This is a genomic window from Microlunatus aurantiacus (genome assembly GCF_039536605.1).
Taxonomy (GTDB): Bacteria; Actinomycetota; Actinomycetes; order Propionibacteriales; family Propionibacteriaceae; genus Microlunatus; species Microlunatus aurantiacus.
This window is the reverse complement of sequence record NZ_BAAAYX010000013.1, coordinates 513,000-535,034: the sequence shown is the minus strand read 5'-3', so window position 1 is coordinate 535,034 and position 22,035 is coordinate 513,000. Positions and strand designations below refer to the sequence as shown.

The 22,035-nt window shown below is 72.0% G+C and carries 23 protein-coding genes and 1 pseudogene; 11 read left to right on the top strand and 13 right to left on the bottom strand.

What is annotated here, in order from left to right; translation table 11 throughout:
* Positions 1–39: 39 nt before the first annotated feature.
* The gene (locus tag ABD714_RS16350; protein ID WP_344813468.1) at positions 40–1,599 is read right to left on the bottom strand and encodes an NAD(P)/FAD-dependent oxidoreductase; all 1,560 of its coding nucleotides are present in this window, start codon (positions 1,597–1,599) and stop codon (positions 40–42) included.
* On the opposite strand from ABD714_RS16350, the gene ABD714_RS16345 reads away from it, so the two are divergent.
* On the top strand, positions 1,592–2,644 hold the full coding sequence (locus tag ABD714_RS16345) for an alcohol dehydrogenase catalytic domain-containing protein (RefSeq protein WP_344813467.1): 1,053 nt from the start codon (positions 1,592–1,594) through the stop codon (positions 2,642–2,644). The two genes, ABD714_RS16350 and ABD714_RS16345, sit on opposite strands and share 8 nt — an antisense overlap.
* A gap of 43 nt (positions 2,645–2,687) precedes the next feature.
* Positions 2,688–4,364: a sensor histidine kinase gene (locus ABD714_RS16340; protein WP_344813466.1), complete on the top strand. Its 1,677-nt coding sequence runs from the start codon at positions 2,688–2,690 to the stop codon at positions 4,362–4,364.
* 36 nt (positions 4,365–4,400) lie between these two features.
* Here the strand turns inward: ABD714_RS16340 and ABD714_RS16335 are convergent, their stop codons facing one another.
* On the bottom strand, positions 4,401–5,087 hold the full coding sequence (locus ABD714_RS16335) for a response regulator (protein WP_344813465.1): 687 nt from the start codon (positions 5,085–5,087) through the stop codon (positions 4,401–4,403).
* Positions 5,080–5,556 (bottom strand): hypothetical protein, encoded by a 477-nt coding sequence (locus tag ABD714_RS16330; RefSeq protein ID WP_344813463.1) that lies wholly within the window; start codon positions 5,554–5,556, stop codon positions 5,080–5,082. The genes ABD714_RS16335 and ABD714_RS16330 overlap by 8 nt, the downstream gene beginning before the upstream one ends.
* 320 nt (positions 5,557–5,876) lie before the next feature.
* Here ABD714_RS16330 and ABD714_RS16325 point away from each other — a divergent pair, with 320 nt between their 5' ends.
* Positions 5,877–6,314 (top strand): universal stress protein, encoded by a 438-nt coding sequence (locus ABD714_RS16325; RefSeq protein WP_344813461.1) that lies wholly within the window; start codon positions 5,877–5,879, stop codon positions 6,312–6,314.
* A 114-nt stretch (positions 6,315–6,428) separates the two neighbouring features.
* On the opposite strand, the gene ABD714_RS16320 is transcribed toward ABD714_RS16325, so the two are convergent.
* Together ABD714_RS16320 and ABD714_RS16315 are read right to left on the bottom strand one after the other, a co-directional pair.
* A complete protein-coding gene (locus ABD714_RS16320; RefSeq protein WP_344813459.1) occupies positions 6,429–6,929 on the bottom strand; it encodes a pyridoxamine 5'-phosphate oxidase family protein in 501 nt (166 codons plus the stop codon).
* A 46-nt stretch (positions 6,930–6,975) separates the two neighbouring features.
* Positions 6,976–7,518, bottom strand: coding sequence for a flavodoxin domain-containing protein (locus ABD714_RS16315; protein ID WP_344813457.1), 543 nt, complete (start codon positions 7,516–7,518; stop codon positions 6,976–6,978).
* A 254-nt stretch (positions 7,519–7,772) separates the two neighbouring features.
* Here ABD714_RS16315 and ABD714_RS16310 point away from each other — a divergent pair, with 254 nt between their 5' ends.
* The gene (locus ABD714_RS16310) at positions 7,773–8,720 is read left to right on the top strand and encodes a universal stress protein (protein ID WP_344813456.1); all 948 of its coding nucleotides are present in this window, start codon (positions 7,773–7,775) and stop codon (positions 8,718–8,720) included.
* Positions 8,721–8,954: 234 nt separating this feature from the next.
* Here ABD714_RS16310 and ABD714_RS16305 read toward each other — a convergent pair whose 3' ends face one another.
* Complete coding sequence (locus ABD714_RS16305) at positions 8,955–9,431, bottom strand: pyridoxamine 5'-phosphate oxidase family protein (protein ID WP_344813455.1); 477 nt, start codon at positions 9,429–9,431, stop codon at positions 8,955–8,957.
* Between the two features lie 55 nt (positions 9,432–9,486).
* Positions 9,487–9,999 (bottom strand): universal stress protein, encoded by a 513-nt coding sequence (locus ABD714_RS16300; RefSeq protein WP_344813454.1) that lies wholly within the window; start codon positions 9,997–9,999, stop codon positions 9,487–9,489.
* A 354-nt stretch (positions 10,000–10,353) separates the two neighbouring features.
* On the opposite strand from ABD714_RS16300, the pseudogene ABD714_RS16295 reads away from it, so the two are divergent.
* Positions 10,354–11,226 (top strand): annotated as a pseudogene (locus ABD714_RS16295) (universal stress protein); the annotation flags it as partial.
* Between the two features lie 40 nt (positions 11,227–11,266).
* On the opposite strand, the gene ABD714_RS16290 reads toward ABD714_RS16295, so the two are convergent.
* Positions 11,267–12,463 carry an FAD-dependent monooxygenase gene (locus tag ABD714_RS16290; protein WP_344813452.1) on the bottom strand — a complete coding sequence of 399 codons (1,197 nt, stop codon included), beginning with the start codon at positions 12,461–12,463 and terminating at the stop codon, positions 11,267–11,269.
* A 120-nt stretch (positions 12,464–12,583) separates the two neighbouring features.
* On the opposite strand from ABD714_RS16290, the gene ABD714_RS16285 reads away from it, so the two are divergent.
* The 4 genes from ABD714_RS16285 (at position 12,584) to ABD714_RS16270 (ending at position 15,888) form a co-directional block, all read left to right on the top strand.
* Entirely contained in the window at positions 12,584–12,871 is a 288-nt protein-coding gene (locus ABD714_RS16285) for a hypothetical protein (protein ID WP_344813450.1), read from the top strand.
* Complete coding sequence (locus ABD714_RS16280; RefSeq protein WP_344813449.1) at positions 12,868–13,371, top strand: aminoacyl-tRNA deacylase; 504 nt, start codon at positions 12,868–12,870, stop codon at positions 13,369–13,371. Before ABD714_RS16285 ends, ABD714_RS16280 begins: the two co-directional genes overlap by 4 nt.
* A 23-nt stretch (positions 13,372–13,394) precedes the next feature.
* Positions 13,395–14,441 (top strand): alpha/beta hydrolase, encoded by a 1,047-nt coding sequence (locus tag ABD714_RS16275; RefSeq protein ID WP_344813448.1) that lies wholly within the window; start codon positions 13,395–13,397, stop codon positions 14,439–14,441.
* Positions 14,442–14,505: 64 nt separating this feature from the next.
* On the top strand, positions 14,506–15,888 hold the full coding sequence (locus tag ABD714_RS16270; RefSeq protein WP_344813447.1) for a UTP--glucose-1-phosphate uridylyltransferase: 1,383 nt from the start codon (positions 14,506–14,508) through the stop codon (positions 15,886–15,888).
* Between the two features lie 139 nt (positions 15,889–16,027).
* Here ABD714_RS16270 and ABD714_RS16265 read toward each other — a convergent pair whose 3' ends face one another.
* On the bottom strand, positions 16,028–16,666 hold the full coding sequence (locus ABD714_RS16265) for a malonic semialdehyde reductase (RefSeq protein ID WP_344813445.1): 639 nt from the start codon (positions 16,664–16,666) through the stop codon (positions 16,028–16,030).
* Positions 16,667–16,754: 88 nt separating this feature from the next.
* Here ABD714_RS16265 and ABD714_RS16260 point away from each other — a divergent pair, with 88 nt between their 5' ends.
* Positions 16,755–17,144, top strand: coding sequence for a hypothetical protein (locus tag ABD714_RS16260; protein ID WP_344813443.1), 390 nt, complete (start codon positions 16,755–16,757; stop codon positions 17,142–17,144).
* A 16-nt stretch (positions 17,145–17,160) separates the two neighbouring features.
* Here ABD714_RS16260 and mscL read toward each other — a convergent pair whose 3' ends face one another.
* The 3 genes from mscL to ABD714_RS16245 form a co-directional block, all read right to left on the bottom strand.
* Positions 17,161–17,553 (bottom strand): large conductance mechanosensitive channel protein MscL, encoded by a 393-nt coding sequence (gene mscL, locus ABD714_RS16255; RefSeq protein WP_344813441.1) that lies wholly within the window; start codon positions 17,551–17,553, stop codon positions 17,161–17,163.
* A gap of 91 nt (positions 17,554–17,644) precedes the next feature.
* The gene (locus ABD714_RS16250) at positions 17,645–18,325 is read right to left on the bottom strand and encodes an SAF domain-containing protein (protein ID WP_344813440.1); all 681 of its coding nucleotides are present in this window, start codon (positions 18,323–18,325) and stop codon (positions 17,645–17,647) included.
* A 63-nt stretch (positions 18,326–18,388) separates the two neighbouring features.
* Entirely contained in the window at positions 18,389–18,796 is a 408-nt protein-coding gene (locus ABD714_RS16245; RefSeq protein ID WP_344813439.1) for an FmdB family zinc ribbon protein, read from the bottom strand.
* Positions 18,797–18,914: 118 nt separating this feature from the next.
* Between ABD714_RS16245 and ABD714_RS16240 the strand changes: the two genes are divergently transcribed.
* Positions 18,915–21,464, top strand: coding sequence for a penicillin acylase family protein (locus ABD714_RS16240; RefSeq protein ID WP_344813438.1), 2,550 nt, complete (start codon positions 18,915–18,917; stop codon positions 21,462–21,464).
* 63 nt (positions 21,465–21,527) lie between these two features.
* Here ABD714_RS16240 and ABD714_RS16235 read toward each other — a convergent pair whose 3' ends face one another.
* Positions 21,528–21,896, bottom strand: a complete 369-nt coding sequence (locus tag ABD714_RS16235) for a VOC family protein (protein ID WP_344813437.1) — start codon at positions 21,894–21,896, stop codon at positions 21,528–21,530.
* Positions 21,897–22,035: the final 139 nt, after the last annotated feature.

Genomic DNA, 22,035 nt, shown 5'->3' with positions numbered 1-22,035 from the left:
CTTCGGTCAGGGGCCCTCGGGGCGCTCGCGCCGCGGCGATCAGCGCGCGAGTCCCGCGAGGACAGCCAGGCGTGCGACTCCGGGCCCGGCGTGGCGACCGAGCCGACCGAGCGCGTCGTCGAGCGCCGCCGAGCCCGGTTGCTCGGGTGGGATGCGGGCCGGGTTGACCGCGATCCGGTCGGTCCAGTCCTTGATGTCGGGCTCGGCGGAGAAGCTGGCGACGTTGCGGAAGCCGAGCACGTTCATCCGGGCCCAGTCGGTCAGCGAGTTCCCGTACGACGACGGTGGACAGAGTCGGTTCTTCTCCGCGTCGTCGGTGCGAGTGGCCTCGACGTAACCGGCCAGGGCGGCGCCCAGGCAGGGGAAGCCGGCCCGGACCGGCTGCAGCGTGATCACCTCCGGACCCCAGAGCGGGACCAGCGGCGGGTTCTTCAGCCCGTTCGCGGCGCAGTTCACCACCAGTGCGTCCTCGGCCACGGCGACCGAGCCCTGCTGCAGGTCCAGCCGGCCCCGCCGGGCGTGAGTGAGGTGTCCGCGACGGACCACTCGGGTGATGCTGCGCAACAGGTCCAGCTCCCAGGTGCCCAGGGTCGGGGCCTTGGCCATCGTCGGTGTCACCGCGGGGTCGATCCGCAGCATGATGCCGGCCGCCTCCAGATCACCGAACAGCGCCGGCAGCGACGAGGCGCCGGCCGCGAGCCGCATCAGCTCGGCCACCATGCCCAGGTAGACGACCGGGTCCGGTTGGATCAGCGTCCGGTTCAGCATCCACGGGTCGCGGGGTCGCACCCAGCAGATCGCGTCGGGGTCGATCCCGTGGCCCAGCAGCCAGACGCAGGCGTCCGTGGCGGTCTTGCCGGAGCCGACGATCACGTACTCGCTGGGTGTTCCTTCCCAGACCGGCAGGTCGTTGACCGGGATCACCCGTACGCCGTCGGACACCGCGAACCGGGGCTCGGTCTCCGCGGGGATGTCCGGAGCCAGGTAGTGGGCGTCGACCACCCGACAGCGCTCGGGCACCTCGAAGCGTTCGCCGGTCACGGTCGAGACCACGACGCGGCCGCCCAGGTAGTCGTGCGCCGGGAAGAACCGGACGCGTCCCGACCCCAGCATGCGGTCGGTCAGCACCTGCTCGTAGTAGGCGCAGATGGTGGGCTGGTCCGCCCGGACGTGCAGGCCGGCTTCGGGCCCCGTGGTCTGGAGCCGGCCGCCGCCGAGCACGGTCGAGGCGACGCCGTAGAAGGTGGAGGACTGGTGCAGCCGCACGAACGGGTAGGCGCGCCGCCAGTGACCACCGACGCCGTCACGCCGGTCGACCAGCGCCACCGAGACGTCGGGAGCGTGGTCGATCAGCGCGTCGACGAATCCCATCCCCATCGCACCTGCTCCCACGACGAGGTAGTCGACGTCCACCAGCCTGGGCACCCGGTCACTCAAACACAGCCGCGACGTCGCCGCCAGTACGTCGACGACTCGCCCGGCGGGTCCTTCGTCGCAGTCGGGAGCGTCCTTGGGCCGTGTCCGGCCGGCCACCGTCGGAGTGGACTGGAAGAAGCCACCGGTGGTGGCGTGTAACGACAGGAGGATGACGATGACCATGCATGCGCAGGTGTTCGACGGGCCGGGTCGGGCGGAGTGGCGGGAGGTGCCGTTGCCGGTGCCGGTCGATGACCGCGACGCGATCGTCCGGGTCGATGCGACCACGATCTGCGGAACGGACCTGCACATCCTGGCCGGCGACGTGCCCGAGGTCGCCGCCGGCCGGATCCTCGGCCACGAGGCGGTGGGCACGATCGTCGAGGCGGGCCCGGCCACCGGCTGGTCGGTCGGCGACCGCGTCCTGGTGTCGTGCATCAGCGGGTGCGGGCGGTGCCGCTTCTGCCGCGAGGGTCGCTACGGACAGTGCCTCGGCGGGGGTGGCTGGATCCTCGGGCACCTGGTCGACGGCACCCAGGCGGAGTTCGTGCGGGTCCCGTTCGCCGACACCTCGCTGCACGCCATCCCCGAGGAGGTCTCGGACGAGGCGGCGTTGATGCTGTCCGACATCACCCCGACCGCGTTCGAGGTCGGTGTCCTCAACGGCCGGGTCCGCCCCGGGGACACCGTGGTCGTGGTCGGGACGGGGCCGATCGGACTGGCCGCGATCATGACCGCCCAGCTCTACTCGCCCGCCCACGTGGTCGCGGTGGACGTGGCCGCCAGCCGGCTGGACGCGGCGAAGCGCTTCGGCGCCGACGTCCTCGTCGACGCCCGTCGCGGTCCCGAGGCCGTCGCCGACACGGTGGCCGGACTCACCGACGGCCTGGGTGCCGACGTGGTGTTCGAGGCGGTCGGGACACCGGCCACCTTCGAGGCCTGTACGCGGCCCGTCCGCCCGGGCGGCCACGTCGCCAACATCGGCGTCCACGGCGCGGCCGCGACCCTGCACCTGGAGAGCCTGTGGATAAAGGACATCACGATCACCACCGGGTTGGTGGACACGTTCTCCACGCCGCGGCTGATGACGATGGTGGCGGCCGGGCAGCTCGACACCGCTCGCTTCGTCACCCACCACTTCGGTCTGCACGAGATGGCCGGGGCGTACGACGTGTTCTCCCGAGCCGGGGACACCGGCGCCCTCAAGGTCGTGCTGACCCGGGACTGAGGAGCTCCTTCCCCGACCTCGGCGCCGGTCCTAGCCTGTCTCCATGGCGCAGCGGGCGGCGGGGGCAGAGCGGGCGACGCCGATCGACGACGGGGGAGTGCGGGTCGAGGCCGTCGTCGACGACCGGGTCCGGCACCTGGTCGACCTCAACCGCTCGATCGTCGCCGAGCTCAGCCTCGCCGCCGTGCTCCGCCGGGCGGTCGACGCGGCCAGGACCATCGCCTCCGCCCAGTACGCCGCGCTGGGCGTCCTCGGTCCGGACGGCCACCTGGAGCAGTTCATCCACGCCGGAATGGACGAGGCCGCTGTCGCGGCCATCGGCGACCTGCCCCGCGGACGTGGCGTGCTGGGAGCCCTGATCCACGATCCTCGACCCATCCGGTTGGCGTCGATCGCCGCGGACCCCCGGTCGTCGGGCTTGCCGCCGGGGCACCCGCCGATGAGCTCGTTCCTCGGCGTGCCCATCCAGTCCCGTGGCGAGATCTACGGGAACCTCTACCTGACCAACCGGCTCGGGGCGGCCGAGTTCACCGCCGAGGACGAGGAGCTGGTGCTCGCGGTCGCCGCCACGGCCGGGGTGGCCGTGGAGAACGCGCGGCTCTACGAGGAGTCGCGCCGTCAGCAGGAGTGGCTGCGAGCATCGGCGGAGATCAGCCGGGAGCTGGTGCAGGACTCGACGGCCACGGAGATCCTGACCCGGATCGCCGACGTGGTGCTCCGGCTGGCCGCCGCCGACGTGGTCACCGTGGTGTTCCCGGCCACCACCCCCGACGACGTCACCGTGCAGGTCGCCCGTGGGCACCAGGCGAAGGCGCTGCTGGGCTACACCTACCCGGCGGCCGGTTCGCTCGCCGTGGAGGCGATGACGTCCGGTCACGGGATCCGTGTGGACGCGGCCGACGGCCGCTACGTCGTGCACCTGGAGTCGGCGTTCGACGTGGGTCCGGTGATGGCCTGCCCCCTGGCCGGTGAGGTCGGGGTGCGCGCCGCCGTCATGGTCGGACGCACCTCCGGTTCGCCGGCGTTCACGGCGGAGGACCTGCGGATGGCGGAGGCGTTCGCCAGTCACGCGGCCATCGGCCTGGAGCTGGCGGACCGACGCGAGGGCCTGCGGCAGCTGGCCGTTCTGGAGGACCGCCATCGCATCGCCCGGGACCTCCACGACCACGTCATCCAACGGCTGTTCGCCACGGGGCTGAGCGTCCAGGCCGCCGCGGTGCGCAGCACCGACCCGACCGTGGCCGCCCGGTTGCAGGCGGCGGTCGACGACATGGACGACACCATCCGACAGATCCGCACCAGCATCTTCGGGCTGCAGGAGGTCCGCGGTGTCAGGTCCACCCCGCGTGCGGTGCTGGCCGACCTGGTCGCCGAGCTGGAGCCGGTGCTCGGGTTCGCGCCCGATCTCAGCCTCGACGGCCCCGTCGACACCGTCCTCGGGCCCGAGATCCTGGAGGACGCACAGGCTGTCCTCCGGGAGGGACTGACCAACGTGGCCAAGCACTCCGATGCGGACCGGGTCAGCGTGTCGGTGTCGGTGTCGGCCCGCCACATCACCATCGAGATCGTGGACAACGGGACGTCGGTGCCGGCCACGGCGGGCCGGTGCAGTGGGCTGGCCAACCTGGAGCGGCGCGCCACGCTGAGGTCGGGCGCCCTCACCCTCGGTCACGGCCCCGAGGGCACCACCCTGCGCTGGACCGCCGCTGTCGCGCAGTGACCTCGGCGGCGAGCGACGCTGGTGGTCGCGGCGGGATCACTGCCGTGGATGGTCGCCCGTCCGCAGGAGCCTCGACCCGTACACGGCGATCTGGGTTCGTCGCGCCATGCCCAGCTTGGCCAGCAGACCGGAGACGTAGTGCTTCACCGTCTTCTCGGCCAGGAACAGCCGCTCGCCGATCTGACGGTTGGTCAGACCCTCGGTGATCAGCAGCAGGATGTCGTGCTCGCGTTCGGTGAGGGCGTCCGCGGGATCGTGGTCGCGGTGGGTCTCCTCGGACGTCCGCAGCCGCTGCAGGAGCCGTCCGGTCAGGGCGCTGTCGATCAGCGACCGACCGGCCGCGATCTCCTCGATCGCCTCGGTCAGGGAGCTTCCCTTGACCTGCTTCAGCAGGTAGCCGGCGGCGCCGGCCATGACGGCCGCGAAGAGCGCGTCGTCGTCGTCGAACGACGTGAGCATGAGGCAGCGCGTGTCGGGCAGCAGACTCCGGATGTCCCGGCACACGTCGACTCCCGAACCGTCGCCCAGTCGGACGTCGAGGAGAGCCACGTCGGGCCGGACGGCCGGTATCCGGTGCAGCGCATCGGCGGCCGATCCGGCCTCACCGACCACCTGCATCCGCGGGTGCGACTGCAGCAGGTCGATCAGCCCTCGGCGGACGATCTCGTGGTCGTCCAGGATGAACACCCTGATCGGGCCGCCGGGAGCTGTGCGCTCAGTCACCGGTGTGCGTCGGGTGGTCGGCACCGGCTGAGGCGCTCCAGCGGGAGCGGGGGCGGGGTCGGCGGCCCTCGGCTCCGGAGCGGCTGGTCGGGCGGTGGGGGGTGATCCGGAAGTAGCGCGCCGGACGGTCCGACCACCGCTCCAGGGTCTCGGCGGTGGCGAGGTCGACCTCGTGGTCGGCGAGGAACCGGCTGTGTCCGCTGATCACCTCTGCGGGGTGGGCGGACTCGGCCTGCACGGGAGTCAGGCTGACCGTGGTGTCGGTCAGGTAGTTGCCGGCCTCGTTGAAGGCCGGCAGGTGGATCAGGTAGCCGCCGTCGGACCGCAGGCACTCGACGATGATCGAGCGCGCCCCGTGACCGGTGGGGAACACGAGCCGTCCCAGGAAGGGCGCGCGCGGATCTCCGTTGGAGAAGGCGTGGTGCGCCGGGTCGCGGTGCACCGGCCGGCGGTGGAGTGACGATGTCATGGGTGGTACCTCGGATCACGTTGTCTGAGCACCATCCTGCTCCGGACGGGCCCCGGGGACGACTGCCGGAGGTCGTCGGGTGACGGGACCTACGTCCTGTGACGCTCGGCCCGACGGAGAGCCTGCCGCCGACGATCCTGCCGTCGGCCGACCGACCAGACGTCAGTCACGGGCGGGGACCAAGGGGCCGCGCTCGATCGACCTCCGACCCTCACGGCGTCACCTCGTCGCTGACAGTCTCGAGGTGGTAGGTGACGTGGCCCTGCCGATGGGCAGCGAGCGACGTCGGTGCCGAGCCGCGCAAGGGAGACGGAGGAGTCATGAGCCAGCAGAGCTGGAACAAGATCGTCGTCGGGGTCGACGGCTCCGAGGAGAGTCGAGAGGCCCTGACCTGGGCGTGTGAACATGCCCGGCCGGGCGTCCTGGTGACGGCCGTCAGCATCTGGTCGATGCCGCCGGCCCCGGACTCACCGCCCTTCGGCGGGTTCCCGTGGCAGGCGACGACCCAGGTGGGTGACGCCACTCGCGCGATGCTGAGCGGCGTCGTGTCCGAAGCGCAGGCGACGTTCCCGGAGGTCGAGATCGCCGAGTACGTGATCGCCGGCAACGCCGCCACCGAGCTGATCAGGCTCTCGGCGAACGCCGACCTCGTGGTGGTGGGCGCGAAGGGTCACGGCGGTTTCACCGGCATGCTGATCGGCTCGGTGAGTCAGCACGTCCTGGCCCACAGCGTCTGCACCGTGGTCGTCGTCCGCTGACGCTCACACCGCTCGGCGACCGACGGCGGCACCCGGGTGCCCGTCGGGCGCTCGGGTGGACACCAACCGGGTCCCGGTCCTGGCCCGACCATGATGGCCCGACCATGATCAGGATCAGTGACCGTCACCATCGTCAGCGGGACGGAACTCGCGTCCGGTGACCTCCATCGGAGCGATGGCGATGACGAGGTTGCGGTCCCCGCCGCCCCACGGACCGGCGCCACCGAGCACGGCGGTGCGGTGGGCCGCGTCCGGTGAGGCGATCCCGGAGGCACGGCCACGCACGATCACGCTCCAGCCCCGGCGGTGCACGTCGTCGATCTCGTCGACCTCGAAGACGACAGCCGTGCGCCGGACGAGCTCGGACAGCAGCCCGTACGGGGAGGTGCGGAACAGGATCCGCCCGTCCCACCACAGGTAGCTGACCGGGAACAGCTGGGGGCCGTCGGCGGCGCTCCAGGCGACACGCCCCATGTCGTGGGACTCGAGCAGCTGCCGGCAGCGTGCGTCATCCAGGTCGTAGGTGCGCCGGCGCCCCCGAATAGCCCCAGGCTGAAGCCCGCCGTGGACGGTCCGGTCCGGCGCACCGACGGCTCCGCCGTCGGACGCGTCCACGGATCCGTCGGCACGCTCTGCCGCGGTGATCACCGGAGACCGGCGCTCACGGGGCAGCCACCCTCGGGGGTTGCGGTGACGGGCGCCGGTCGCGCTCCTGCAGCTCGAGGCCGATCCCGTACGCCCAGGCCCGGATGGCTTCCCAGTCGCGGAAGTCGCCCGCCGGCGCGAGCGAGGCCATCCACCGCGACAACCGGCCGGTGATCATGGTCGGGTCGAGCCGGCCGGCAAAGGTGACCGGTTCGGCGAGTCCGAGTCGGCGCACCGTCGCCCGCACGGCGCGGGGCACCGACGGGTGATCGGGGCGATCCTGCTGATCGCCGCACGGGCCGCTCTGGAAGAGGAAGGTGGGCCGATCGACCAGGTGCGGGGACTGCCGGCGCAGGTAGCGCGTCGCGTCCCCCAGCCAGCGGCCGGTGTAGAGCGCGCTGCCGATCAGCACGGCGTCGAAGGCCTCAGCGCCCGGAGCCGTGGCGCAGGGCGCGACGGTGACGGTGTGGTCGGTCTGACGGAGCTCGTCGGCGATCACGGTCGCGATCTCCTGCGTCGAGCCCAGGCGTGAGGCGTACGCGATGAGGACCGTGCCCATGGTGAGTCCTTTCCTGGTGTGAGTCGATCATCGGCCGCCTCGTCCGCCCCGGCCAGGGCCGATGGATGCGAGCCGGGTCGGACCTTGGTCCGAGCCGGGACCGGAGACCGGGCAGCGACGCGCGCATCCTCAGGCCTCAGGCCCTTCGGCACGCCGATCGGGGACCGAACGGCCGTGGCTGCGACGCCGGCCACCGTCCAGTCTGGGAGCTGGGGCGGCATGTCCACCGCCCTCAGCACAGATGGGAGATCACCATGACAGGCACCCTCCACCACGACGGCGTCGCTCCGGCCGAGCCGAGGCTGCGACCGGGACCGGTCGTCGTCGGCATCAGCACCCGGCGCGACACCGCGTACGAGCGGTCGCTGCGTGCGGCCGGGGAGTGGGCCGGGCGCCGGAATGTCGACGTGAAGCTCGTGGCGGGGCTCGGCCCGGCTCCCGCCGACGCCGAGGAGGACGCGGTCTCCCGGTTCGCGCTGGCCGAGATCGACCGGGCCGCCGACCACCTCGCTCTCCAGCTCGACCCGAACCAGCGGATCCACACCAGTGCTGTGCACGACTCCGGCGTCGGCGCCCTGGTGGCCGAGTCGAGGAGCGCGGGACTGGTGGTGCTGCAGCGCCGACGCCTCGGCCCGCTGGCCAGGTTGCGGGAAGGGTCGACCAGCGCCGCGGTCGCGGCCCGCGCCGAGTGCCCGGTCCTCATCGTGCACGCCGACGACCCGCTCTCCGAGGCGAGCAGCGACTTCGGCGGGGTCGTCGTCGGCGTCGACGACCGCGGTCACGCGGCACACGCGATAGCGGCAGCCTTCGACGAGGCGTCCTTCCGAGGCGTGTCCCTGACCGCGGTCACGGTCTGGGCACCAGCGGGACCCACTTTCGTGCCGCCCGACGATCAGGAGCTCGAGGTCGGCCGGAACGCCGCCGGGCTCCAGCTGGCGGAGCAGCTGGCCGGCTACCGCGACCGCTATCCGGACGTCGTGGTGCACGAGCTGGCGCTCGCCGGCGGGGCCGAACCGGTCCTGGCCGATGTGTGCGAGGGTCATCAGCTGCTCGTGGTGGCCCGGCACACCGAGGGTCACGGCGTGCGCCGCAGTCTCGGCGGCGTCACGCGTCGGATCATCGAGGAAGCGCGCTGTCCGGTCCTCGTCACACCGTCGAGCCGACCGGCGCCCGTGGCCAGACACCGCTCCGGCGACCACTGAGTCGGGCGCTGCCGAACCGGAAGGCCTGGCTGGTTCGTCCGTGGTCGGATAACCCGGGTGATGCCGTACGCGGAGCCCCGGCCGAGCCGTCCGTGGTCGGAAACCCGGGTGCTGGGCCACCGACGCTGCTCGACGGCCGACCGCGAAGGGTCACTGCCGAGCATCACGCGGGCCGCGTCGGCCGCACAGGGTCGATGGTCCCGATCCTGATCGGCCTACGGTCGGAGCGGGCGGTCAATCCGCCCAGGGCCCCCGCACCCGCCGTCCGGTCAGCGACTCGAAGGTGACGGCGATGAACAGGTTGCGGGTGCCCTGCGCCCAGGGCGTCGGGCCGCTCTGCCACAGCTGGGTCAGCTGATGGTCGCGGGTCACCACCTCGGCGAAGCCGCGACCCAGCACGCTCCAGCCGCTCTGCCCGGCCTCGTCGATGCCGTCGACCTCGAAGGCCACGGCGGTCCGGCGGCGCAGCTGTGAGAGCACGCCCGTGGGAGAGGTCCGGAAGACGACGCCGTCGCCGTACGGCCGGTAGTTCACCGGGAGGATCACCGGCCCGCCGCGCTCGGCGAACCCCACCCGGCCGGCCACGTGCTCACCGAGGAGCCGGCGGCACACCGGGGTCGGCAGCTCCTCGAGGTGCGCCGCGCCGGTCGGCCCGGGTCCTTCCCGATCCCAGGGACCTCCGGGACCGTCCGGCCCGCCCGTCCTCGACATGATCACGTCCTCTTCGCGCGTCGGCAGTGACCGCACGCCCTCGACCGGCGGCGGGTCACGCGTGGCTCGTGGCGGAGGCGGCGGCTGCTGACCGGCCGGCCCGGGCGGGCCTCTCCACGGGGACCGCGAGGACGGGGCAGTGGGCGTGGCTCAGGCAGTGGTGGCTGACCGACCCGCTGAGCACCCGCCCCCACCCGGTGTGCTCGCGGGTGCCGATGACCAGCATCGAGGCGCCGCGAGACGCCGCGACCAAGGCAGGGCCGGGATCGTCGCCGACGAACTGGAGCTTCCAGGTCGGTTCGGGCCCTACGGAGGCGAACAGCTTCTCGATCATGTCCCGCTGATGATCTTGCACGGCATCCGACGGCATCGTCACCGGGACGAAGCCACCGGCTGCCAGATACGTCCCCCACGGGAAGACGGCGTGCACGGCCATGAGGTCCTGTCCGGTCAGCCGCGCCTGGTTCGCCGCCCAGGCCAGGGCCGCCTGAGCGGGGACCGAGATGTCCAGTCCCACCACGATCCCGGTACTCTCCTGCTGCTCCGACGTCCCTGCTGTGTCTGACATCCCTGCTGCGTCGGACATCCCTGCTGCGTCGGGCGTCCCTGCTGCGTCGGGCGTCCCTGCTGTGTCTGACATCCCTGGCGTCTCTGCTGGTGCTGACATCGCTGTCCCCTCCGCGTCGACCGTCGACGTCAGCTCCATCGTCGGGTTTCCGGGGTCCCGACCCCAGGGCAGGAGGGCTCGATCTGTGGGGACCGAGGTCCCGCCCGCCAGGGCCCGGTCGGCTCGGCCCGACGTCGACGTCGACGCGGTGTCCGGGCCCTGGGGTCGGTGATCATCAGCCTTTCGGCACTACCGGCCCAGGCCGTCGCGGACCGACGCTGGAGGTGATCGAAGCCGTTCTCCGGAAGGTTCGTCATGATCGAGCAGGTGATCGAGCAGGTGATCGACGGGCGGGTCCCGCGGCCCGATCCCGACCTGTCCGGAGCGATCGTGGTGGGTGTCGCCGATCGTCTCGCCGACGGGGAGCGGGGCCTGTGGGAGGCCGCGCTGTGGGCGGCGCGTCGGCAGCTCGACGTCGCCCTCGTGACCGCGGCCGGACCGGCGACCGAGGACGCCCGCCGGCCGGGGACCTCGGTGGGCCGACACCATCGCGCGCTCCGGCTGGTCGACGCCGCCGCCCACCGGGTGGCCCGGTGCGCCGGCGACCGTCTGAGCATCCACACGGCGGTCCTGGCCGGTCCGGCCGACGCCGCGCTGGTCGACCTCTCGGCCTCGGCGGCGCTGCTCGTCCTGCAGCGTCGGGAGCTGGGATCGCTGTCCCGGCTGGCCGCTGGCTCGACGACGGAGCGGGTGGCCGCGCGTGCCGGCTGCCCCGTCCTGATCGTCCACGACCACGACCAGGTCGGCGCCCGACGCGGTCTGCTGGCGGTCCTCGACGGTCCTGCCTCGGCGGTCCCGTGTCTGACCGAGGCGTTCCCGGAGGCGGCCCGCCGGGGTGTCGCGCTCACGGTGGCGGTCCTGGTCGGTGCCGCGTCGCGCACCACTGACACCTCGGCCACCTGGTGGTCGTCGGTCGCCGAGCGGGACCGGCTGCGGTCCTGGCAGGAGCGGTTCCCGCAGGTGCGTACCGAGCAGGTGGTCGTCAACCGGTTCGATGACCCCGGTCTCCTGCGGCTGGTCGACGCGTGCGAGCTCGTGCTGGTCGCCCGGCGCGCGCCGACCCGGGCCGGTCAGCTGCCGCTCGGGGCCGTCACCCGGCGCCTGATCGAGCGGTCGAGGTGTCCGGTGCTGGTGCTGCCCCCGGTCGCCGCGGTGCCCGGCGTGGCGGTCAGACCGCCGCCGGTGAAGGGTCGTAGATCGGCAGCTCGATCCGCTCCGCCTTCGGCGAGAACACCTTGCCGGCCAGCTTCTGCACCAGGGGTCGGGAAGCCACCCGCAGGAGGGTGTTGAAACCGGCGATCCCGGCCCGGGTGCGGGGGTTGGCCAGCCGGGGGGTGCCCGGAGGAAGCTCCTGGGCCTGCTCCACGTACGGCCTCATGATCGACTCGTACGCGGCGAAGGCCTCACGGTGGTCCAAGCGGGTGGCCAGCTCGCCGGCCAGCACGTACGCGCCGGTCAGGGCCAGGCTGGTGCCCATCCCGCTGATCGGTGACGCGCAGTAGGCCGCGTCCCCGAGGACGGCCGTCCGGCCGGCGGACCAGCGGGGCGACTTCACCTGGGCGAGCGCCTCGAAGTAGAGCTCGTGGTGGTCGAGCGCAGCGAGGATCCGGGGGACCTCCCAGCCGACGCCCGCGAAGCGGTGCCGGAGCAGGTCGCGCTGGCCGGCAGCGTCCCACCGCTCGTAGCCGCGGGGCTCGGACATGAACGACAGGGTGGCCCGGGTGGTGCCCACGTTGTCCGGCCGCAGCGTCGAGGTGCGGCCGCCGGGTGCGTTGAACCAGCGGGCCCAGGCGCTGTCGCTGTCGGTGCGGGGGATCGTCAGGTAGGCGGTGTACATGTGCAGCGACGCCACCTCGGCCTCGTCGCCCAGGACCAGCGGCCGGGTGCTCGAGCGGATCCCGTCGGCCGCGACCACCAGGTCGAAGGTGCGAGGCGCACCGTGGGCGAAGCTGACGTGCACCCCGGTGTCGACCTCGTCCAGCCCGGTGATGTGGTCTCCGAACACGTACCCGACCCGGTCGGCCGTCCGGTCCACCAGCAGCCGGGCCAGGTCCCCGCGGAGGATCTCCAGCTCGGCCGTCGGGCCGTCGGAGTCGGAGGTCCCGGCCGCGAACGCCGCGATGGTCCGGTCGTCGGCTTCGACGAAGCGGACCCCGGCCTCGCCGGTCGTGGCCGCCCGGATCGCGTCCTCCAGTCCCATCCGCCGGGCCACCTCGCGACCCGCGCCGCGGACGTCGACGTTCTGCCCGCCGGAGCGCAGCTCGGGTGCGCGCTCGACCACCGTCACCTCGAACCCGTAGCGGTGGAGCCAGTACGCGAGCGCGGGGCCGGCGATGCTGGCGCCGGAGATCAGGACAGTGGTCACCGGCGTGCTTCGCCGAGCGAGCCCGGCGCGGATGCGGGCCCGTGGTCATCGGGACCGGCCGGCTGTCCACCCGTGGCACCCGCCCGCCCGGCCGATCGGCCGGGTGGCACCCTTGCGGACATGTCGGACGCGGAGGAGAAGAGCCTCGATCTCGTGCAGCGCATGGTCATCTCCGCCATCCTCTGCGTCGTCTTCGGCGCACCCACAGCGGCCCTGGCGGCGTACGCCCCGCACCGGGCGCAGACCAGCCCGGCCGACGCGACCGGTCTGTGGGTGATGGGGCTCCTGCTGGGCGTCGTCACCGTCCAGGCCGTGCTCTTCACCAACCGCCGCCGACCCTGGCACCCCGCCGCCCTGGTGGGACTGCTGCCATCGGCGCTGTCGGCCTACTGGATGTGGATCCGATGAGCTCCGAGCCCGAGCAGCCCCCCGACGTCGCTCACCTGCCCGAGGGGGTCCGCCGGATGCTGACCGCCGCGGTCGGACGCGGGCTGGCCGTGGAGGTCCGACCCCGCCCCCCGGCCGACAGCCTGGAGGCGGCGGCCGCCGTCCTCGGCATCACCCCCGCGGACATCGCCAAGACCCTGGTGCTGCGGCGTTCCGGCGACAACTACCTCTACGCGGTCATCGCCGGTGACACCCAGATCGCCTGGCCGCGGTTGCGCAGCGTGGTCGGGGTCAACAAGATGTCCTTGCCGGACCCGGCGGCGGCCCTGGGAGCCACCGGCTACGAGCGCGGCACCATCACCCCGATCGGGGCCGCCGGTGACTGGCCGGTCTACGTCGACACCGGTCTGGTCGGCCGTCGGGTGGCAATGGGTTCGGGGGCGCACGGGTACAGCGCCTTCGTCGCGATCGACGACCTCGTCCGGGCGTACGGCGCGACCGTGGCCGACATCGCCGAGTGACCGGGCCCACCTACACTGCACGCGTGTCCCAGCCCGGTACGACCAGCCGCGTCGCGTTGGCGCTGTGCTGGCTGCCGGTCGGAGCGGCCATGCTCGGCGTCGCCGTCTGGCTGATCTGGACCCGCTGGTCGAGCCTGCTCAACGCGCACCCGGCCATGCTGGCCACCACCATCGCCGCCGGCTTCCTCGGCATCATCGCGCTGTTCTGGGCCATCGGGTCACTGACGGTCGGCGGGCGCTACGACGCGTACGCCGACGACGCCTCCGGCCAGCCACAGGCCCGCACCCCCGCCCAGCTGCGGCGTCGGGCCCGGATCCGGGTCGCCCTCGGCGTCCCGGCCCTGGTCGTCTGCGTGCTGCTGGCGTCCGGTCTGGCCTGGGCCCGCCCGTTCGCCGCCGCACCGGTAGCGACAGCGGCCATGCGCTCCGGCGACGACATCCAGGTGACCGACCGACTGACCTGGTTCGAGATGCGCAAGGTCGCCGTGAGCACCACGGGTCAGCCGATCCTCCCGACCGTGGGCCTCGTCTTCGTGCCCGGGGCCCGGGTCGACCCGCGGGCGTACGCCAACGTGCTGCGCCCGGTGGCCGAGGCCGGCTACCTGGTGGCGGTGGTGAAGCCACCGTTCGACCTGGCTCTGCCCAACAGCACCCAGGCCGCGAGCGTGGTCGAGAACCACCCGGAGATCCGGCACTGGGCCGTCGGCGGGCACTCGCTGGGCGGGGTGGCGGCGTCCGCCTACGCCGACGACCACCCGGTCGCCGGTCTGCTGCTGTACGCCTCCTACCCGGCTTCCGAGCTGACCCGCACCGACCTGATCACCACCTCGGTGTCCGGCTCGGCGGACGGGCTGGCCACCCCGGCCAAGATCGCCGAGGCGAAGCCGAAGCTCCCCGAGGCGACGCGCTACGTGGTCGTCGAGGGCGGTGTGCACGCGTTCTTCGGCGACTACGGCGACCAACCGGGCGACGGCACCCCGACCATCCCACGCGCCGAGGCCCAGGCGCAGATCGTCAAGGCCACCATCGAGCTGCTGGCGTCGCTGACGCCGAAGCCGAAGACCCGGTGACCAGCGGCTGACCAGCAGGACCGGGGGTTACTTCGCCGGACGAGGGTTCCCTAGGATCGTGCCCATGAGTGACCAAGGACTCGCCCTCGCACGCCAGAAGATGTCGGACGCCCAGGTGGCGCAGCAGGCCATCGACGTGTTCAGCCACTACTACCGCCAGCTGGAGGAGGGCGTCACCGGCTTCATCGCCGAGGACTCCATCGAGCCGCTGACCGACCCGGATCTGCTCGCCGATGTCGAGGTGAGCGACGCCGACGCCTCCGCCGCGCTGGCCAAGACGGTCATCATCAAGCTCAACGGCGGTCTGGGCACCTCGATGGGCATGGACAAGGCCAAGTCGCTGCTGCCCGTACGGGACGGCAAGTCGTTCCTGGACATCATCGTCGACCAGGTGCTGAGCGCCCGAGCCACGCACGACGCCAGGCTGCCGCTGATCTTCATGAACAGCTTCCGGACCCAGGACGACACCCTGGCCGCGCTGGCGCCGTACGCCGATCTCGAGGTCGACGGGCTGGGCCTGGACTTCCTGCAGAACTCCGAGCCGAAGCTGCGTGCCGACGACCTGACGCCGGTGGAGTGGCCGGCCGACCCGAGCATGGAGTGGTGCCCGCCCGGGCACGGCGACCTCTACACCGCGCTGATGGCCTCGGGGGTGCTGGACAAGCTGCTGGCCGCCGGTTACCGCTACGCCTCGGTGTCGAACTCCGACAACCTCGGTGCGGCGCCGAACGCCCGGATCGCTGGGTGGTTCGCGGCCAGCGGAGCCCCGTACGCCGCGGAGATCTGCCGCCGGACCGCCGCTGACCGCAAGGGTGGGCACCTGGCCATCCGCAAGGCCGACCGGCAGCTGATCCTGCGGGACACCGCCCAGACCTCGGCCGAGGAGATGCACTACTTCACCGACGAGTTCCGGCACCCCTACTTCCACACCAACAACCTGTGGTTCGACCTCGAGGTGCTGTCCCGCACGCTGACCGCGCGCAACGCGGTGCTCGGCCTGCCGCTGATCAAGAACGAGAAGACCGTGGACCCGGCCGACTCCGCCTCACCCGAGGTGATCCAGATCGAGTCCGCCATGGGCGCGGCGATCGAGGTGTTCGAAGGGGCCACCGCGATCGGTGTCGGCCGTGAGCGCTTCCTGCCGGTGAAGACCACCAACGACCTGTTGCTGCTGCAGTCCGACGTCTACGAGGTGGGCTCCGACGGCCTGCTCAGCCGGGTCGCGGACCCGGCGCCGCTGATCGACCTGGACACGGCGTTCTACAAGACGATCGGCAAGTTCTCCGCCCGATTCCCGGCCGGGGCGCCGTCCCTGAAGGACGCTTCCGGTCTCAGCGTCAAGGGTGACTGGACGTTCGAGTCCGGGGTCCGCGTGGTGGGCGCCGGCTCCCTGGCCGATCCCGGCGAACCGGGCACCGTCACCTCCGGCACCCTCATCGAGGGCTGACCCTCGGGCCCAGACCGGTCCCGAACAGCACTGACGCCCCCTTTCGCGCACTCACGCCCCCTCTGCAGAGGGGGCGTCAGGCGGCGAAAGGGGGCGTCACCGGTTGGTGGGTGGGTCAGTCACCCCAGCAGGTCGAGCCTCAGGCGACGGCCACGACGTCGTCGTAGCCGAGCCGGGGCTGGCGGTCGCGGTAGGAGTCCTCGCTCGGGTAGCCGAGGTTGACCACGAGGAGCGCCTGGTGGCGGCCGTCGGGGAAGAAGCGGCGGCTGACGGCGTCGTGGTCGAAGCCGGCCATCGGACCGGCGGCCAGACCGGCGGCACGGATGCCGACCAGGAAGTAGCCGATCTGCAGCGCGGCGTTGAACGTCGCGGTGCCGGTCCGGGCCTGCTCGTCGGCGGCGTACGCGTCACGGGCGCCGGGGAACACGGGGAAGGTCCGGTGGAACTCGTCGTGGAAGTCCACGTCGGCGGCCAGCACCGCGACCAGCGGGGCGGCGGCGGTCTTGGCCCGGTTGCCCTCGTTCATGGAGGCGACCAGGTCGTGACGAGCGTCCTCGGTCCGGACCAGGACGATGCGCAGCGGCTGCGCGTTCATGGCGGTCGGGCCCCACTTCACCAGCTCGTAGACGGCGGCCATCTGCTCGTCGGTGACGGGTTCGTCGGAGAAGGCGTTGGCGGTGCGACCCTCGCGGAACAGCAGGTTCTGGGCCTCGGGGGAGAGGGCGAGCCCCGTGTCAGCGCGATCCAGGTGGTCAGTGTGCGTCAGGAGATCAGTCACATCTGGTTGAAGCGTCAACTACTTAGCCGTATTCCCCGACTGTCCACCACCCGGCGGTAAGGCCGGTCACAGCCCTAGACTGCCGGCCGTGACGGACGACGGGTCGGGCGGGGGCGCGGTCGACGATGCCGTCGGGCGGTGGCACGCGGCGCTGGCGTACGCGCTGCTGGGTCCGCCCGTCCGGCCGCTGACCGAGCCGGGCACTCCTCGGGTCGCGGCGCTGATCGTCGAGCTGGGGGGTGTGGAGACAGTCCGCGCCCGGGTGAGCGAGGCGCGGGCGGCGGGACCCTGGCCGTTCCCGGTGCCGGACGACCTGCGGCGGGGACTCGGGCCGGCCCAGCTCGCCGCGGCCTGGCGGGCCACCCTGGTCGAGCTGGGGCCGTTGACGACGAACGCCCGGCCAGTGGTGACTGACCGGGCGTTGACGGCCGACGACCGTCGGCTGCTGGCGGATCGCCCACCCCATCACGGCAGCTGACGACGCGCGAGGTGCCTCAGAGGGTGTTCGGACCCTTGCCGGCCTGCTCCCGCAGCAGGTCGCGGATCTCGCCGAGCAGGTCCTCGGCCGAGGCGGCCGCCTGGGGCTCGTCCTTCTTGCGCAGGTCGGAGAACTTGTTGTACGGCGTGATGACCGCGAAGTAGACGACCGCTGCGGTGAGCAGGAAGGTCAGCAGCGCGGTCAGGAAGGCGCCGACGCTGATGCCCGCCACGGAGGTGGAGGAGAAGTCGGGCACGCCGCCGAACTTGCCGATGATGTCCATCAGCATCGCCGTGAAGGCGGTGACGACCGCGCCGAAGGTGGTGCCCATGATGACGGCGACGGCCAGTTCGACCAGGTTGCCGCGGAGCAGGAACTCTTTGAAGCCCGTGAGCGTCTTGTTGGCCATGGTGGTGCCTCGCTAGGTGTACGGCGGCGCTCCGGATGAGTCCGCTGTCAGCGCGAGACGTTAGCAGTCTTTCGTGACGACGGCGCTACGGTCAGCGCCAGACGACGCTCAGGACGCTGGTGGAGGCGGCGGCGGCCAGCGCGGTCGCCGTGGCCGGGGGGACCTCCACCAGCACCAGCCCGCCGGTGCCCGACACGTCGCCGGTGGCCGCGATCGCGCCGGTGACGACGCGGACGGCCGAGGCCACCACCCGGGTCTTCCCGCTCTGGGTGTCGGCGGCCAGCACGTCGACCTGGTCGCCGGCCTGGAGCAGTCCCGATACCCGGTCGTCGGCCAGCGGCAGGGGTGCGACCACGGTGCCGCCTCGGGTCGCGCGGTGGCGCAGCAGCGCGGTGGCGGTCAGCACCTGCCCGGCGGGCACCGGCCCCGCGAGCGTCTGCCCGATCACGTCGTCCGGCGCGGTCCAGGCGCCGTCCGGCACGGCGCCGGGCGGCAGCTGCGTACGGTCCAGGTCCTCGGCTCGCACGGTCGCGCCACCGGACAGGGTCCGGGCGGCGGTGACCACCGCGACCGTGTCAGGTCTCGGTGGTGCCAGGGCGGTCAGTCCGGCCAGCACCGCGGCCAGCGTGGCCAGGACGGCGAGGATGCGCCGATGGCGACGCAGGGCGCGCCGGAAGTCGACGGCCCAGCTGCGGGGGGTGGCGCGACGCGAGGACCCACGCGTCGGGCCGCCGCGTCCCGGCGGGGTCACGCGGGGATGTCGGGATCTCATACCGGGAACCTAAGGACGTCGGTCGGAATCGACCGCGGTTGTCCACAGGGTCCCGCGAGCAGGTCAGGCGGCTGTGGACGAACCGCTGCCGGAGCTGCCCCTGGAGCTGCTCGAGCCACCGCTGGTGCCGCTGCTGCTGCCGGCGGCGGCGGGTTGCTTGGTGCCGCTGTCGGACTTCTTCTCCGAGCCGCCGGCGGACTTCTCGGTGGTCGACGACGCGTCGGCCGTCTTCTTCTCCGACGTGCCCGAGCCGTTGTCGGCCTTGGCGCCCGAGCCGGCACCGGACTTGGCGTCCGCGCGGCTGTCGGTGCGGTAGAAGCCGCTGCCCTTGAACACCACGCCCACGGCGTTGAACACCTTCCGGAGCTGACCGGCGCAGGTGGGGCACTCGGTGAGGGCGGGGTCGGTGAACTTCTGCACCGCCTCGAGCTCGTTGCCGCACTCGGTGCACCGGTACTGGTAGGTAGGCATCCGGATCTCTTTCTGGACCTTACGTGCCGGAGTCAGCACGAAACGCTTTAGCACTCAAGCATACCGACTGCTAAGGCGGTCGCCGAAACGCCGGCCCTCAGCACCTAGGATCTGCCGCGTGCTCCGCAAACCTCGCTGGCTGCTCTTCGCCGCGATCGTGGTCGTCCTCGCCCTGGTCGGTCTGGCCGGCGTGTCGGCGGCGACGGTGCGCCGGTCGTACCCGCAGATCGACGGCGAGATCAGTCTGCCGGGTCTGAACGGCCCGGTCGAGGTCCTGCGGGACGGCCTGGGGGTGGCCCACGTCTACGCCGACAACGCCGACGACCTCTTCGAGGCCCAGGGCTACGTGCACGCCCAGGACCGGTTCTTCGAGATGGACGTCCGCCGGCACATCACGGCCGGCCGCCTGTCCGAGCTGTTCGGGCCCTCCCAGGTCGAGACCGACACCTTCATCCGCACGCTCGGCTGGCGTCGGGTGGCCGAGCAGGAGCTGCAGCTGCTGTCGGCCAGCACCCGCCGCTACCTGGACGCCTACGCCGACGGCGTCAACGCCTACCTGCAGTCCCACTCGCCGGCCGACATCTCGCTGGAGTACAGCCTGCTCGGCTTGCAGGGACTCGACTACAGCCCCGAGCCCTGGACGGCGGTCGACTCGCTGGCCTGGGTCAAGGCGATGGCGTGGGACCTCGGCGCCAACATGGACCGCGAGGTCGAGACCTCGCTGATGCTGGCCCGGGTCGGTCCGGACCAGACCGCGGACCTGTGGCAGGACTACCCGCTGAAGAACTTCGACCCGATCCTGACCTCGGGGGCCGTCCGCGCGGGTGCCTTCGACCCCGACGCCGACGCCGGCTCCCGCCGGGTGCTGCCCCGGGGGCTGTCCGAGAGGGACACCACCACGTACAGCGAGGTGCTGCGGACGGTCGCCCGCCGGCTGGCCTCCGTGCCGACGCTGGTCGCCGACCGCACGGTCGACGGGGCCACGGGGTCGAACTCCTGGGTGGTGTCGGGCGACCGGACCACCACCGGCAAGCCGATCCTGGCCAACGACCCCCATCTGGCGACGTCCATCCCGTCCACGTTCACCCAGATCGGACTGCACTGCCGGACCGTCTCCAAGGCCTGCCCCTTCGAGGTGACCGGCTTCAGCTTCTCCGGCATGCCCGGCGTGGTCATCGGCCGCAACGCCTCGATGGCCTGGGGCCTGACCACCAGCTACGTCGACGCGCAGGACCTCTACCTGGAGGAGGTGCGCGGCGACACCGTCCGGGTCGGCGAGGTCTACCAGCCGCTGCAGGTGCGCACCGAGCAGATCAAGGTCGCTGGTGAGGACACCCCGCGGACCATCACCGTCCGCAGCTCGCGGCACGGGCCGCTGCTCTCCGACGCGAGCGAGGACCTCCGTCAGGTCGGGACGGCGGCGGCGGGGGAGGGGAACGACGCGTACGCGGTGTCGTTGGCCTGGACGGGCCTGCAGCCCAACCGCACCATGGACGCCCTCCTGCGGATCGACACCGCCAGCAGCTTCACCGAGTTCCGGGCGGCCGCCAAGCTGTTGGCCACGCCCTCGCAGAACCTCGTGTACGCCGGCACCGACGGCACGATCGGCTACCAGCTGCCCGGGGCCATCCCGGAGCGTGGCCGCGGGGACGGGGACACGGTGTCGCCCGGGTGGGACACCGACTTCGACTGGAAGGGGCTGATCCCCTTCGACGAGCTGCCCTGGGCGGAGAACCCCGAGGAGGGGTTCGTGGTGACCGCCAACAACCAGATCATCGGCAAGGGCTACGGCCGGCACCTCGGCTCCACCTACTCCTACGGGTGGCGGAGCCAGGAGATCGTCGACGCCCTGAAGGCCAACCCAAGGCTGAGTGTCGAGCAGAGCCTAGCCCTGCAGGGCGACGACACCGTCCGGTTCGCCGATGTCCTGGTCCCGCGGCTGCTCAAGCTGAAGCTGGCCGACCCGTGGGTGGCCGAGGGGCAGCAGACCCTGGTCGGCTGGGACTACTCCTCGGCCGAGGACTCGGCTGCGGCGGCGTACTTCTTCGTGGTCGTCCACGACATCCTGGAGCGCACCTTCCGCGACCAGATGCCCGAGGAGCTGTGGCCGACCGGCGGCGACCGGTGGAACGCGGTGCTCACCACGTTGCTGGACGACCCGAACAACGTCTGGTGGGACGACGCCCGGACCGAGAACGTGGTGGAGAAGCGGGACGACATCCTGCGGGCGGCGATGACGGACGCCCGCAAGGAGCTCACGTCGTTGATGTCGCGGGACACCGACGGGTGGCAGTGGGGCAAGCTGCACCGCGTCACGCTGCGGCACTCCACGTTGGGCTCGAGCGGCATCGGCCCGATCGAGCGCCTCTTCAACCGGGGCGACTGGTCGGTCGGCGGCGGGCCGGCCGTGGTCAACGCAATGGCGTTCGACGACACCCGTGGCTACGGGGTGACCGCGGGTCCGACCATGCGGATGGTCGTGGACCTGGCCGACCTGGACCGCTCACGGTGGATCAACCAGAGCGGTACCTCCGGTCACGCCTACCACCCGAACTACGACGACCAGGCACCGTTGTGGGTGAGCAACCAGACGGTCCCGTTCGTGAGCGGCCGCACCGCCGTCGAGGCGGCGACGGAGCACCGCCTGAACCTGGTCCCCACCGGCTGACCCCCCACCCGACTTTTGCACCGCTATCCACATCTGACGTGGGTTCTGCTCCTGAACTTCGGCTCAGCCGACCTGGTGGGCCACGTGCAGCAGGTTGCCGTCCGGATCGTGGAGGTCGGCGACCCGCTCGCCCCAGGGCATGTCCGTCGGCGGACTGACCAACGTGCCGCCGGCCGCGACCAGCCGTGCGGCCGCGGCATCGGCGTCGATGCAGTAGAGCCACAGGGCGTGCCGCTGCGGACCGTCGGCTGCTGCCGACGTCGGGTCGGCGGCGATGCCGAGACTGGCGCCCGCCAGGGTGAGGGCCACATAACCCGGATCGCCCTCGGGCGGGAACCGGTAGGAAACCTCGGCGTCGAGGGCGGCGGTGTAGAACGCCACCAGCCGGGGTAGGTCCGGGGTGCTCAGGATGGTCGAGAGTCCGGTGAACATGCCCGATTCTGCCCAGAGTTCTGGAGCGAAAACCACACCTGGTGTGGATAGCGGTGCAAAAGGCGGGTGAGGGAGGCGGGGCGGCGGGGCTAGAATCGGGGCCACAGGCAGTGATCCGGCTATCACCGGTGAGCCTCCG

Coding starts and splice junctions, on each gene's coding strand:
- ABD714_RS16345 (WP_344813467.1), top strand. CDS start 1,592: ATGACCATGCATGCGCAGGTGTTCGACGGGCCGGGTCGGGCGGAGTGG.
- ABD714_RS16340 (WP_344813466.1), top strand. CDS start 2,688: ATGGCGCAGCGGGCGGCGGGGGCAGAGCGGGCGACGCCGATCGACGAC.
- mscL (WP_344813441.1), bottom strand. CDS start 17,553: ATGGCCAACAAGACGCTCACGGGCTTCAAAGAGTTCCTGCTCCGCGGC.
- ABD714_RS16350 (WP_344813468.1), bottom strand. CDS start 1,599: ATGGTCATCGTCATCCTCCTGTCGTTACACGCCACCACCGGTGGCTTC.
- ABD714_RS16285 (WP_344813450.1), top strand. CDS start 12,584: ATGTCGGACGCGGAGGAGAAGAGCCTCGATCTCGTGCAGCGCATGGTC.
- ABD714_RS16235 (WP_344813437.1), bottom strand. CDS start 21,896: ATGTTCACCGGACTCTCGACCATCCTGAGCACCCCGGACCTACCCCGG.
- ABD714_RS16250 (WP_344813440.1), bottom strand. CDS start 18,325: ATGAGATCCCGACATCCCCGCGTGACCCCGCCGGGACGCGGCGGCCCG.
- ABD714_RS16300 (WP_344813454.1), bottom strand. CDS start 9,999: ATGTCAGACACAGCAGGGACGTCGGAGCAGCAGGAGAGTACCGGGATC.
- ABD714_RS16330 (WP_344813463.1), bottom strand. CDS start 5,556: ATGACATCGTCACTCCACCGCCGGCCGGTGCACCGCGACCCGGCGCAC.
- ABD714_RS16245 (WP_344813439.1), bottom strand. CDS start 18,796: ATGCCTACCTACCAGTACCGGTGCACCGAGTGCGGCAACGAGCTCGAG.
- ABD714_RS16270 (WP_344813447.1), top strand. CDS start 14,506: ATGAGTGACCAAGGACTCGCCCTCGCACGCCAGAAGATGTCGGACGCC.
- ABD714_RS16325 (WP_344813461.1), top strand. CDS start 5,877: ATGAGCCAGCAGAGCTGGAACAAGATCGTCGTCGGGGTCGACGGCTCC.
- ABD714_RS16315 (WP_344813457.1), bottom strand. CDS start 7,518: ATGGGCACGGTCCTCATCGCGTACGCCTCACGCCTGGGCTCGACGCAG.
- ABD714_RS16305 (WP_344813455.1), bottom strand. CDS start 9,431: ATGTCGAGGACGGGCGGGCCGGACGGTCCCGGAGGTCCCTGGGATCGG.
- ABD714_RS16310 (WP_344813456.1), top strand. CDS start 7,773: ATGACAGGCACCCTCCACCACGACGGCGTCGCTCCGGCCGAGCCGAGG.
- ABD714_RS16280 (WP_344813449.1), top strand. CDS start 12,868: ATGAGCTCCGAGCCCGAGCAGCCCCCCGACGTCGCTCACCTGCCCGAG.